Here is a 13,077-nt window from a genome sequence, read left to right as displayed (position 1 = left end):
CGGCGTCGCCGCCTTCCGGCCCAATATCGATCAACCAGTCTGCAGCGCGAATCACATCCAGGTTGTGTTCGATCACCAGCAGCGAATGTCCTGCGGCCTGCAACTGGCGGAAGGCGCCCATGAGGGTGGCGATATCGGCGAAGTGCAGACCGGTGGTGGGTTCGTCGAACAGAAACAGAATGTGTTCTTTGTCTTTTGCTTTTGTGTTCGCCAAGTGACCGGCGAGTTTCAGGCGCTGCGCTTCGCCGCCACTCAGGGTGGGCACGGCCTGGCCCAGTTGCACATAGTCCAGGCCCACGTCCGCCAGCGGTTGCAGGCTGCGCTGTACCTCGGGTTTATCGTGGAAGAACGCCAGCGCTTCGGCCACGGTCATCGCCAGAGCGTCGGCAATCGACAGCGCCCGGCGACCCTCGTCGGCATCCTGCAGCAATTTCACTTCCAGAATTTCATCGCGGAAGCGTTTGCCGTCGCAGTCCGGGCAGCGCAGATACACATCGCTCAGAAACTGCATCTCCACATGCTCGAAGCCGTTGCCCTGGCAGGTGGGGCAGCGGCCGTTGCCGGAGTTGAAGCTGAAGGTGCCCGGGGTATAGCCGCGCTCTTTGGCCAAGGGGGTGGCGACAAAGAGTTTACGAATGGCATCGAAGGCGCCTACGTAAGTGGCGGGTGTTGAGCGGGTGGTTTTGCCGATGGGGCTCTGGTCGACCATCACCGCCCGGTCGATTTTATCCAGCCCGTCGATACGTTGGTGAGCGCCGGGTGCTTCGGTCTGTTCGCCCAGGTGTTTGAGAATGGCCGGGTAGAGAATCTGGCGCATCAGTGTGGATTTGCCCGAACCGCTCACGCCGGTGAGGCACACCAGTTGTTTCAACGGAATGGTTACGTCGATGTTCTTGAGGTTATGTTCGCTGGCGCCGTGAATGGTCAGCGTCTGTTTTTCGGTTGCGCCCTCGAGAGCCCGGGGGCTCGACACCTGTTCCTTGCCGCTCAGGTAGCGAGCGGTGAGGTTGCCCGGCTTGCGCATCAGGGCGTTGGGCGTGCCGAAGAATTCGATATTGCCGCCGTGGCGGCCCGGGCCTGGGCCGATGTCCAGTATGCGGTCGGCGGCCAGAATCACCTGGGGGTCGTGCTCGACCACCAGCAGGGAGTTGCCGGCATCGCGCAGGCGGTGCAGTACCTTGACCAGCCGCTGAATGTCGCGCGGGTGCAGGCCGGTGCTGGGCTCGTCCAGCACGAACAGGGTATTCACCAGAGAGGTGCCCAACGCTGTGGTCAGGTTGATGCGCTGCACTTCACCGCCGCTCAGGGTGCGGGACTGGCGGTCCAGGGTCAGGTAGTCCAGGCCCACTTCGCACAGGTAGCCCAGGCGCGAGCGGATTTCTTCCAATAGCAGTTGTGTGGGTTCGTCGGCGTTGGCGTCACCCATCTGCTCGAAAAACTCACCGCAGCGTATCAGGGGCAAACGCATCACATCGGCAATGTTGAGACCGGGCAACTGGTTGAACCGATCCGCTGCCAGCGTGTTGCCTTTGGGCATAAAACGGGCACGACCGGACAGCGCCTGTTCGGCCGCCTCGAAGGAGCCTACCCGCCACCAGAGCGAGGCGGGTTTCAGGCGGGCGCCGCCGCAGTCATGGCAGGGCGTGTAGGATCGGTATTTGGACAGCAGCACCCGGATGTGCATTTTATAGGATTTGCTTTCCAACCAGTCGAAAAATTCCTTGATGCCGTACCAGCGCCCGCTGCTCCAGGAGCCTTCACCCTCGCCCTGAATGACCCACTGTTGTTGCTCGTCGGTCAGCTCCGCCCAGGGTTTGGTGATGGGGATGCTGCGCTTTTTGGCGAAGCGGATCAGATCCCGCTGGACTTCATTGAACGACGGCGTCTGAATCGGTTTGATGGCGCCGTCTTTCAGGCTCAAGCGCTCGTCCGGAATCACCAGTCCATAGTCCACACCGATGATGCGGCCAAAACCCCGGCAACTGTCGCAGGCCCCCAGAGGGGAGTTGAACGAGAACTGGCTCGGCGTCGGTTCCGGGTAGTCGATATCGCAGCTTGGGCAGTGGTGGTGGCTGGAGAAACGTTCCGGCTTGCTCACCGTTTTATCGGCGCCCATCGGATAGATCAGCACATGGCCCTTACCGTAGTGCAGCGCGGTTTCCACCGCCTCGGTCAGCCGACCCCGATTCTCGTCGGTCAGCTTGAGCCGGTCCTGTACCACTTCCACCCGGCTGCCGTCCCGCTCATGGATGCGGGCATAGCCCTGCTGGTTGAGCAGTTGCAGCACTTCATCGTCGCTGAGCGTCTCCGGCACGGTAATGGGCAGGCATACCATCAGCCGCTGGCCATTGGGCCAGTCCCGATACAGGGCTTCCACCACGCTCTGGGCGGTGTCGCACACCACCTCCCGGCCACAGCCCTGGCAATACAGATGGGCCAGGCGGGAGAAGAGCAGCTTCAGGTAGTCGTTCAGTTCGGTCATGGTACCCACGGTGGAGCGGGAGGTGCGCACCGTATTGCTCTGCTCGATCGCAATGGCCGGGGGAATACCGTCGATCAGGTCCACCGCCGGTTTGTCCATCCGGTCCAGAAACTGCCTGGCATAGGCGGAAAAGGTCTCCACATAGCGGCGCTGGCCCTCGGCGTAGATGGTGTCGAACGCCAGGGTGGACTTGCCCGAGCCACTGACGCCGGTCACCACCACCATCTCTCCCAGAGGGATATCCAGGTCCAGGTTTTTCAGGTTGTTCTGGCGGGCGCCGCGGACAATGATGGCATCGTGGGACATAAGCGGGGGACAACTCCGGTGTAGGCTGAGGGGCTCAATATACGGGAGTTGTTCAGTACGACCAAGGCCTGACGCTGGATGCCTCCGGGATGGGGCGTGGCCGGGTGACAAGTAGCGGCCGATTGCCTACCCTGTCTGCCATTGATGGCTCCGGGTTGGCCGGGGCGCTGAACGAGCAGGAGATGACCCCATGGATACTCAAACCCAAACCGAACTCGAAGCGGCGGCCTTTCGGCGCCTGCTCAAACATCTGGATGAGCGCAAGGACGTCCAGAACATCGATCTCATGGAGCTGGCCGGCTTCTGCCGCAACTGCCTGAGCAAGTGGTATATGGAGGCGGCTCAGGAGCGCGGACTGGACGTGGACAAGGACACGGCGCGGGAAATGGTCTACGGCATGCCCTATGAGGAGTGGAAGGCCCGCTATCAGAAACCCCGCTGATCGGGCCCGCCTTATTGTCATATTGTATTTAAGGGCGGTTCTGCTAGTATCCCTGCATCATAAGTAAATCGATAAGGGGTCGTTATGAACCGTCTTTCCCGCCTGTGCCTCTCGGCACTCCTGTTGTTCACTCTGGTGGCCTGCGCCACGTCCTCCGATCAGCCCAGTGAGGCCGGCGTCCGCACCTGGGAGATGCAGCAGCTGGTTTTCCACGCCGAGAACCCTTACGACAACCCCTACACCGAAGTGGACGTCTGGGTGCAGCTCAAGGGGCCCGATTTCGACAAGCGGGTGTACGGCTTCTGGGACGGCGGCAACCGCTTTGTGGTGCGCCTGGTGGCCACGGCACCGGGGGACTGGTCCTGGGAAGTCGGTTCAAACCAGCCGGACGATGCCGGGTTGAACGATCGCAGCGGGCGCTTTACCGCCACCGGCTGGAGCGAAGCGGAAAAGCGGGAGAACCCCAACCGGCGCGGGTTTGTGCGCGTCAGCGACAATGGCCACGCGCTGGAATACGCCGATGGCACGCCGTTTTTTATGGTGGGCGACACCTGGCTGGCGGGGTCCACCTGGCGGCTGCCGTTCCGCAACGCCGCCACGTCCGATGAGTACGAACCCGGTCCCGGCATAGGGTTCGAGGATGCGGTCAATTACCGCAAGAACCAGGGGTTCAATTCCGTCAGTATGATCTCGGCGTTCCCCAACTGGGAGGCGGACCTGAACCCGAGCACCTATGCCGATGAGAACGGTATTTACCTGCGCAACGCCTGGGAGAAGTTCGGCTACGATGTGTCCGATGAGCAGGGCACCGATGCGTCGGGTGGCGTAAGTTACTGGGGCACCTTCACCGCCAAGAATATGCGCGATGAGTACGGTCATCTGCCGTTTGCGCCCTCCGACCAGCACCCGGGGGTGTCGGACTTCAATCGTCTGACGCCGGCTTACTTCCAGAGCCTGGATAAAAAAATGGCGCACCTGTCCGAGGTCGGTTTTGTGCCGCTGCTGGAAACCGTGCGTCGGGATGTGGGCCCGTCCTGGGATGCCTATTTTGATTTCAAAGAGAGCTTTGCCCGTTTCGCGCAGTATCTGATTGCCCGCTATGGGGCCTACAACTTTGTGTTCAGTGGCATTCATCTGGACTGGGTGCCGGAAGACTTCAGTCTGACCGCCGATCAGTTTAACGAGGCGCTCACTTACCACCTGGAGACCTATGGTCGCCCGCCCTTTGGTCAGATTCATACCGTGTTGATCGATCGGGCCACTCATACCACCCTGGGCTCCGGTGATGAGGTGCCCTGGCTGGATATGCACAGCGTGGGTAACAAGCCCCGGGATCATCGGGTCGGGGAAAACCTGGAGGCGCAGTTCTTCCTGGAAAATCCGCCCAAACCGACCATCAACTTTGAACCCTATTACACCGGCTGGTTGCACGAAATCAACAAGCCCGGAGGGGAAGAGCCGCCGGCCAACTCGCAACGGGACAACTATTTTGCCCGGGCGCAGATGTTTGGCTCGGTGTTGTCCGGTGGCTTGGCAGGGCACGTGCACGGCACCGCCGCTTACGACATTACCACCACCGGCGAGCCCGATGGGGCGCGGCCGCATATCTGGGATGCGCTGCGCTATCAGTCAGCGAATTATATGCAGCACCTGGAGAGCTTTATGCTCTCTGAGGGAAAGCGCTATCAGACTCTGGTTCCCGTCACCGCCGACATCGCGCCGCGCAAAGCACCCAATGCGCCGGAGGATGGTCTGGACGGGTGGTCTTACATGATGCGCACCGCCGAGGCGGATCTGGCGATGCTATATTTTGAGAATGCGTCGGTGGCGCCCAGGCTCAGCGGATTCACGCCCGGTGCGTCTTATGTCATGCAGTGGTTTGATCCGATCAGCGGTGAGTGGCTCAATCGAATGTCTGTGATGGCGAATGAATCGGGTGAAATTGATATTGCCGCCTTCCCCGCCGGTTCGGCTCTGGCAGAGCGGGATTGGGCGTTGAAGTTGAAGCGCCAATAGTTTGTGTGGATGTGATGTCAGGGCTGTGTCGGATTACGCGCTGGGCGCTAATCCGACCTACGAGTCTGAGATCACACGTCCAGTGACGATCAGCACCACCCGGTGCCCCGTAGGGCGGATAAGGCCGAAGGCCGCATCCGCCGCTCCTCGGTATGCGCTACCAATCAATAGCCGACCCGATCCGCGTAGGAGATGATTTTTTCTCCGTAGCTCCCGCCCCAACTGTAGCCGTTACGCCGCTCTGCAGAGATCTCCATGATGTCGTAATACTTGCCGCCATCCCGATCACTGAAGAAGCCTTCGTTGGTATTCAGGTCGTAGAAGCGGTACCACATACGGTCGCCTTCGCTGTAGACAATCTTCTCTTCCACCGAGCTGTGGTACCGGTGGTCGTCCAGATAGGTGCCCTCGCTGCGGAACCAACCAATAGCGGCCTTTACGGCGGCTTCCACTTCGGGCGTCTGCGGTTGGGTCATCAAAAACGCGATGATTTCGACCGACTCGCTGCCGCTAAGGGATTCAAGTTCATAGGCACGCGCGGCCTTGGGTAGGTAGTCGTCCTTACCGTGCTGGGCGCACCAGACGGTCAGCTCGCCGTTCTGCTCCCACTGGGACTGAAGAATATAATCCACGCCCCGTTCAATCGCGTGTGCCATGGCCGCCCGGTCGGAGTCGGTGAACAGATCGGTATCAAAGGGAGCGCTTTCCAGATTGGCGTGATAGAGCGCCGTGAGCACCCGGGTCATGGCGTTGTCGTTGAAGGTGACGTGATCCGAATAACCACCGCGCAGCGGATAGTACTGGGGCCAGCCGCCGGTGTCGTACTGGGCATCGAGGAGGTAGTTCATGGCCTTGCGCACGCCATCCCGGTAGCGGGTTTCGCCGGTGTCTTTATAGACTTGAGCCAGGTAAATCATTTCGGTGACGGTGGCGCCGTTGTCGATGGTGCCCAGGTCATTGCCGCCGCTACCCTCGAACTCGTAGTCCTGGTTTTTCGGCCAGCCGCCGTGGTCGTACTGGTAAGAGAGGACGATGTCGGCCTTGTCCTGACTCCAGGCAAAACGGGCGCTGCGGAACCGGCTGTGCACCGGGTTGCCGTCCTGCGGGAGCAGCAGGCCATCGCCATCGCTGTTCACTCCACAATCCACCGCGGTGGGGGTGACGCCGATGACCGTCAGGGCGTCCACATTCGGTAGGCCGTCCACGCCGGTCGCGACCAGGCCAATGTCGTTGTCACCGGCGTCGAGTTCCACCGTCTGGGATTCAGTGGTCCAGCTGGTCCAGCTACCGGTGGTGGCAAACTCAAACTCACCGGCGTCGGCGTCATTCACCTGAATGTCGCCGGGGCGTGTATTGAGTGAGGTGTATCTCACCTCCAGCGCGTAGTGACCCGCCTCGGGCACATTGACCCGGTAGGTGATGGCGCTATCGGGAACATTGTCGGTATTGGAAAAGCCCGGGCCGGTGAACCCTTCGTTGTCGCTGTCGACCGTGCCGTCGAGTCGGCAGAAGCCGGTATCGTACTCCTGAATGGTCAGGCTGTTTTCGTCGCCCTGTGTGGTCTCACTGGAGGATTGAGAGGATTCGGACGCGCTGGATGCCGTCGAGCTACTGCTGCTTGAACTGGAAGAGGCATTGTCCGGTGCGGAATCTGATCCGCCGCAAGCGACCAGAAGGCCGCTCATTATCACCGCAAAGGTGAGGGGTTTGATGATCATAATTGACTCTCTCACTATTTTTTATTGGAGATTGTTTGGCCGGCTGGCGGCCATTTTTTTTGCTTTAGGGGTACTTAAACACGACGGGTATTCGACTGCCCTTTCGCTGTAACCGATCAAATATCCGAGGTTTCCCTTTGCCGGTCAAGGGCCTGAAAATAAGCTGTGTTTCACTGTAACCGATACGCACCCTGACAGTGCTGCGCCTGCCACCGTCGCAGAGCCGCTATATGAAAATCAGATAAAATGTTCTGTAACCGGATTCACAAAGGGCGGCGGCGGGCGATGCCTCATAAGTTGCTTTACGCGCCGGTAAGGCTATAGTTGTTTAATGGGGTCGAATAACAGACGTATTGCCACAGGGGCGATAATGGAGTCAATGGGAGTGTTTTCAGGAGGCGATTTCCGGGCATGGACGACACTTTTAGTCCTGGTTTCTCTGCTGCTGGGAGTGTCGGGTATTGCCGCTGCGAAGGATGAGTCGGCGTTGGTTGAGGTGGCTATTCAATTGAAGTGGCGCCACCAGTTTCAGTTCGCTGGGTATTATGCCGCGATCGAGCAAGGTTACTATCGGGATGCAGGCCTGAACGTGACGCTGTATGAGCGCAGTGAAAGCCGATCGCCCATTGACCAACTGATGAGTGGTCGAGTGGAATTCGCCGTGGCGGATACCGGGGCATTGATTTACCGCGCCTCGGGTGTACCGCTGGTGGCGCTGGCGGCGATTTTTCAGTCCTCGCCTTCAGTGTTGGTGACCCGCGCGGATGGGCCGATAGACTCACTTTACGACCTGAAAAATCAGCCCGTGATGCTCAGCGGCGGCTACATGAATGCGGAGTTGCTCGCGATGCTGGCCAACGCCGGAATGGCGGTGGATGATGTTCAGGTGGTGCCGAGTGAAACCTCGCTGGAACCGCTGATCTCCGGGGAGGTGGCAGGTTATAACGGGTACAGCACGAATGAGCCCTTCGAGTTTACCCGCCGTGCCATTCCCTACCGGGTATTTCGTCCGAGCGATTACGGTATCGACTTCTACGGCGATATTCTTCTCACCACGGAAACGATGCTGAATACCGCCCCCGATGTGACTAGGAATTTTCTAGAGGCGACTCGACGGGGCTGGGATTACGCCCTGACCCATCCGGACAAAGTGGTGGACCTGATCCTGCGGGATTACAACACTCTTGGTAAAAGTCGGGAGCACTTGATGTTCGAGGCGGAAGCTTCGAAATCACTGATACTGCCCAATGTGGTTCCCGTCGGCTACATGAACGAAGAGCGGTGGCGACATATAGAGTCGGTGTTTCGCGACCAGGGATTGCTGACCGGGGAAGTGGATCTGAATACCTTCCTCTACAGTGCGGAACCGGACTCCCTGTTTGATGAGCTGTTCTGGGCTCACCGGTGGTATTGGCTGGTGGCGTTGGTGTCGATGGTCGGCCTTGCGCTGCTGCTGCACGCGCGGCGGCTCCATGCGGAGGTGGCCGTACGCACGCGCCAGCTTAGCGATGCCAAACAGCAGGCGGAGCAGGAAGCGCGAACCGATTACCTCACCAACTTGCCGAACCGTCGGCATCTGCTCGAGTGTCTGGTTCGTTATTCCGCTCAATCGCAACGTCATGATCTGCCCCTGTCTTTGATCATGATTGATGTCGATTACTTTAAGCGAGTCAACGACGAGTACGGCCACGCCGCCGGCGATGAGGCACTGCGGCAGGTGAGCGCTTTGCTGGCAGAGTCGGTGCGTACCGGTGATATGGCCGCGCGCATGGGGGGAGAGGAGTTCGCCATAGTCTGTCTCAACAACGATGCTCAAGAAGCGGTAGCGCTTGCGCAGAGACTCTGCCAGGACATTGCGAGCACACCAGTTACTTTTGGCAGCACTGAGTTCAGCCTGACCGTCAGTATGGGCATCGCGGTGTATGAACACGGCGAAGCGGTCTCATCCCTGTTACAGAAGGCCGACCTGGCCCTATACCAAGCCAAAGCCGGTGGTAGAAATCGGGTGCAAACCTGGCACGCGGATGGGGACTTGCCTTCCGGACCCCGCACGGCAAGCCCGTGACAAGACGACAAGGCTCATAATATACTGCCCGAGAGAACTGTGAGAGATCCTGCACCATAGCAGGGCAAACCACCCCTATAAAAAACATCTGGTGGATACTATGACAATCAACCCTCGTCCCGGCCGATGGCTGGGTGTGCTCCTGTGTGCCAGTCTCGCCTCCGAGGTGCTGGCTCAAGATCCCGTTGTGAAAGTGGACCTGGACTTTGCCGGCCGCCAGACGTCGGAAGTCAATGAACCGGGCTATACGCCCTGGTCCATCGGTAGCGCCACTACAGCCAGCGAAACCTTCGACGGAGTGACCGTGACATTTACCCAAAGCGGTGGTGTCGGCCTGCGCTCGAACTGGTTCAAAACCCATATTCAATCGCCCTATCTCGCCCGATTGGTGAGCGACGGCCTTCTGGTGGATTTCGGTGACGGCGAACCACAGGAGGGAGCCATTACCATGACGCTGTCGGATTTGCCCGCTGGTGAGCACAGCCTGCTGGTTTATCTGAATTCGGTTGATGGCTGGGCCGACACCACAGTGGCGCCTCTGGATATTTATGTGGATGGTGTTCAGGTCGAGAACGACCTGGCCATGACCAATCGCGTCGAGGAAAACACCGCGGCGCAGACGGCGTACCTGACGTTCGACAGCACGGGTGACAATGTTGAAGTTCGGTTCGAGGCCGAGACTGGCGCCGGCGCGGACATTGAAACCGTGGTGATCAATGGCTTTGAATTGAACACGCCCAATGTGGCCCAACAAGCCCGACAACCTCTCCCGGCCGACGGTGATCGACATGTCGAAACGACCGACGGCCACCTGACACTGAATTGGACGCCGGGTCCGGACGCGGTTGCCCATGAGGTGTATTTCGGGACCGATGAGGCTCTGGTGAGTGACGGCGACAGCTCGGTTTATTGGGGGCGCCAGACGAGCAGTGAGTTTGCACTGCAGGGGTTGTACAGTCGCGAAGAGTATTTCTGGCGGGTGGATCAGGTTGACCTGGAGGACCGGATCACTCGCGGTAATGTCTGGTCTTTTCAGCCACGTCAGCTCGCCTTTCCCGCCGCCGAGGGCTATGGTCGCTTTGCACTGGGTGGTCGTGGCGGTCAGGTAGTGAAAGTCACCAACCTGAACGACAGCGGCCCGGGCAGTTTGCGCGCGGCGGTGGAAAACGATATTGGTCCGCGCACTATTGTGTTCGACGTGTCTGGCATCATTCATCTGGAATCGCGCCTGACCATCAGTGATTCGTATGTGACTGTGGCGGGACAGACTGCGCCCGGCAAAGGCATTGTGGTACGGGGCGCACCCTTTGGTGTCAGTGGTGCCAGTGACGTGGTGATGCGTCATATCCGGGTGCGCCTGGGGGCCGGCACCACATACGATGGCATCGGTCTGCAGGGTGCGGATCACGCGATTGTCGATCACAGCTCGATCAGTTGGACCATCGATGAAGCCTTCTCTTCCCGCAGCGCGCGAAACATCACATTGCAGCGCACTCTGATTGCCGAAGCATTGAATGTGGCGGGGCATGACAATTACCCCTCGGGCACGCGGCACGGTTACGCTGCCAGTATCAGTGGCGATATTGGCAGCTTCCACCATAACCTGCTGGCCCACAATGAAGGCCGCAACTGGTCGTTGGCCGGCGGGCTGGATGGCAATGGGGACTACGCCGGACGGTTGGATATTTTCAATAACGTGGTTTACAACTGGCGCAGCCGGACCACCGATGGTGGTGCTCACGAGGTGAACTTCGTCAACAATTATTACAAGCCGGGCCCGGCCACCGAAGAAATGTACGCGCTCAATTTGGAGTACGATAATTTCCCCGGAACCCAGCGTTACTACTGCTCCGGTAATGTGATTCCCGGCCGGGCGGACGAGAGCAACCAGACCGCTGTCTGCCGGGTGAAAAGCGGCAGCCCCAACGGTTATGAAACCTGGGTGAATGAACCGTTCTTCCCCTCCCGTGCCGAAGTGCACAGTGCCGCCGAAGCCTACAAACGGGTATTGTCCGATGTGGGAGCCGGGGGCTTGATGCAGGACGATCAGGATCTTCGGGTCATTCAGGAAACGCTTGCCGGAACGGCCACCTACGAGGGCAGTTACACCGGCGAGCCGGGCCTGCCCGATCACGAAGACGACGTGGGCGGCTATGAAGATTATCCCTACCTGCAGCGTGATCCCGATTGGGATAGCGACGATGACGGCCTGCCCGACTGGTGGGAGAAATTGCATGGCATGACCCCGCTCTCCGGTGGCGACGACTTTGCCGATGCCAATGCGGATCCCGAACGGGATGGGTACACCATGTTGGATGAGTACCTGGACTGGATGGCTCAACCTCACACAATGATCCGCGAGGGCGAAACCGCCGAGTTCAACCTTGCCGACCTGTTTCGTGGCTATACCGACGAGCCGGCCTATTCGATCATCTCAGTCAGCAATGGCTCGGTGGCGCTTGAAAATGGCACGGCCTTTTTTACCACCGAGGCGTGCGGTCTGGCGGAGATTGCGTTGAGCGTGGAGGACGCCGACGGTCACTCCATGACTCGAACCGTCAATGTGTTTGTGGACACCGATCCCGCCGGCGAGTGTGAGCGCAGCCCCGAGTATGATGACGCTCATACGCCAGCGGGACCGGTGGACGGAGAGAACGATGAAGCACCGGCCCCCGACGGCGGTGATGACGGTGTCGATATGGGTAACGATACCGCCAGTGGCGGTGGTGGCAGTGTTTCATTGACCGGGCTGGTGATGTTGTCCCTTCTGGTCTGGCGTCGTCGCCAGCGAGTTCGGATCAGGATGGCGTAGGGAAAGCGACCGCTTATGCAAACGTATTGGGTCAGAGCATTTTTGGCTGGCGTGGTGTGGCTGTTGGCAATAACGGGTTGTGCCGCGCTGGAATCGGTACCGTCGGAAGACGGGCGGAGCGCGCCGCTGGTATTGGCACCGGGTGTTTTTGATGCTAAACAACCCGACACCCTGGGACTGTCGTTCGCTCCCGGCCGGCAAACCTTTACGGTGTATCGCCCCGGCCCGGAGGACTACCGTTACAATCACGGTGCGGTGGTCATGAGTTTTCGGGGCAGGCTTTACGCTCAGTGGCAGAGCTCTCGACGGGATGAAGATGCACCGGAAACCGAGATCCGCTACGCGATCAGTCCGGATCAGGGCGCGAACTGGAGTCGCCCAAAGACGCTGGCATTGCCCCGAAAAGACGCCACCATCACCAACGGTGGCTGGTGGGTGAGTGGCGATCAATTGGTGGCCTACATCAACGTATGGCCTCACGATACTGAGCCACGCGGTGGCTTTGTGGAGTACGTTTCCAGCGCTGACGGTGAACGTTGGAGCGAACCCCGGCGAGTGATGACCCGCGCGGGCAAACCATTGAACGGTATTCTGGAGCAGGATCTTCGAGCGCTGCCCGGGGGGCGCATTCTTACCACCGTACACGAACAGCCCGGGCTGATTGCCACGCCCTGGTTCACCGATGATCCCAGTGGCGTGTCGGGCTGGCAGCGGGGTGAGTTGCCCAATCTGGCGCACGAGCCGCATATCACCCGGGAGCTCGAGCCCAGCTGGTATCGCCGTGGCGATGGCCGCATTGTGATGACTTTCCGCGATCAACAGAGCAGCTTCCGAATTCTGGCAGCAGAAAGTCGTGACCGGGGGGCGAGCTGGACGCAACCGGTGATCACCAACTTTCCCGATTCAAGGGCCAAGCAGAGCGCTGGTAACTTACCGGACGGTTCGGCGTTTATTGTCAATAATCCCAGCGGAAACAAAACCCGGATTCCGCTGACAATAGCGGTGAGCAAAGAAGGGCAGCGTTTTGATCGGGCCTGGCTGGTGCGCGCCGGCGGAGCGGACCTGCAGCCCTGGCGGTACGAGGGAAAGTATAAACGGGCGGGTTACAGCTATCCGAAAAGCTACGTAGACGAAGAGTTTGTTTATGTCGCCTACGCGACCAACAAGGAAGATATCGAAATCACCCGAATACCCATCGGATCTTTGGCTCCTTAAGCGCAAAAAAATCCCCGGGTG

Annotated in this window: 6 protein-coding genes and 1 pseudogene; 5 read left to right on the top strand and 2 right to left on the bottom strand. The window is 59.4% G+C overall.

Going from position 1 to position 13,077, the window contains the following annotated elements; all coding sequences use genetic code 11:
* Positions 1 to 22 precede the first annotated feature (22 nt).
* Positions 23 to 2,788, bottom strand: a pseudogene (uvrA, locus tag EDC38_RS16740) (excinuclease ABC subunit UvrA); the annotation flags it as partial.
* Positions 2,789 to 2,978: 190 nt separating this feature from the next.
* On the opposite strand from uvrA, the gene EDC38_RS13775 reads away from it, so the two are divergent.
* Both EDC38_RS13775 and EDC38_RS13770 read left to right on the top strand, forming a co-directional pair.
* Positions 2,979 to 3,230 (top strand): DUF1244 domain-containing protein, encoded by a 252-nt coding sequence (locus EDC38_RS13775; RefSeq protein ID WP_123639145.1) that lies wholly within the window; start codon positions 2,979 to 2,981, stop codon positions 3,228 to 3,230.
* An 84-nt stretch (positions 3,231 to 3,314) separates the two neighbouring features.
* The gene (locus tag EDC38_RS13770; protein ID WP_123639144.1) at positions 3,315 to 5,246 is read left to right on the top strand and encodes a DUF5060 domain-containing protein; all 1,932 of its coding nucleotides are present in this window, start codon (positions 3,315 to 3,317) and stop codon (positions 5,244 to 5,246) included.
* Between the two features lie 164 nt (positions 5,247 to 5,410).
* Here EDC38_RS13770 and pelA read toward each other — a convergent pair whose 3' ends face one another.
* Positions 5,411 to 6,964 carry a pectate lyase gene (pelA, locus tag EDC38_RS13765; protein ID WP_123639143.1) on the bottom strand — a complete coding sequence of 518 codons (1,554 nt, stop codon included), beginning with the start codon at positions 6,962 to 6,964 and terminating at the stop codon, positions 5,411 to 5,413.
* 385 nt (positions 6,965 to 7,349) lie between these two features.
* Here pelA and EDC38_RS13760 point away from each other — a divergent pair, with 385 nt between their 5' ends.
* From EDC38_RS13760 to EDC38_RS13750, 3 genes are all read left to right on the top strand, one after another.
* Positions 7,350 to 9,029, top strand: a complete 1,680-nt coding sequence (locus EDC38_RS13760; RefSeq protein ID WP_170162938.1) for a GGDEF domain-containing protein — start codon at positions 7,350 to 7,352, stop codon at positions 9,027 to 9,029.
* A 100-nt stretch (positions 9,030 to 9,129) separates the two neighbouring features.
* On the top strand, positions 9,130 to 11,841 hold the full coding sequence (locus tag EDC38_RS13755) for a pectate lyase family protein (RefSeq protein WP_123639141.1): 2,712 nt from the start codon (positions 9,130 to 9,132) through the stop codon (positions 11,839 to 11,841).
* 15 nt (positions 11,842 to 11,856) lie between these two features.
* Complete coding sequence (locus EDC38_RS13750; protein ID WP_123639140.1) at positions 11,857 to 13,056, top strand: sialidase family protein; 1,200 nt, start codon at positions 11,857 to 11,859, stop codon at positions 13,054 to 13,056.
* The last annotated feature ends 21 nt before the right edge of the window (positions 13,057 to 13,077 follow it).

The sequence above is a fragment of the Marinimicrobium koreense genome (assembly GCF_003762925.1).
Taxonomy (GTDB): Bacteria; Pseudomonadota; Gammaproteobacteria; order Pseudomonadales; family Cellvibrionaceae; genus Marinimicrobium; species Marinimicrobium koreense.
The sequence above is the reverse complement of the archived record's forward strand: the minus strand, read 5'-3'. Positions and strand labels throughout refer to the sequence as shown.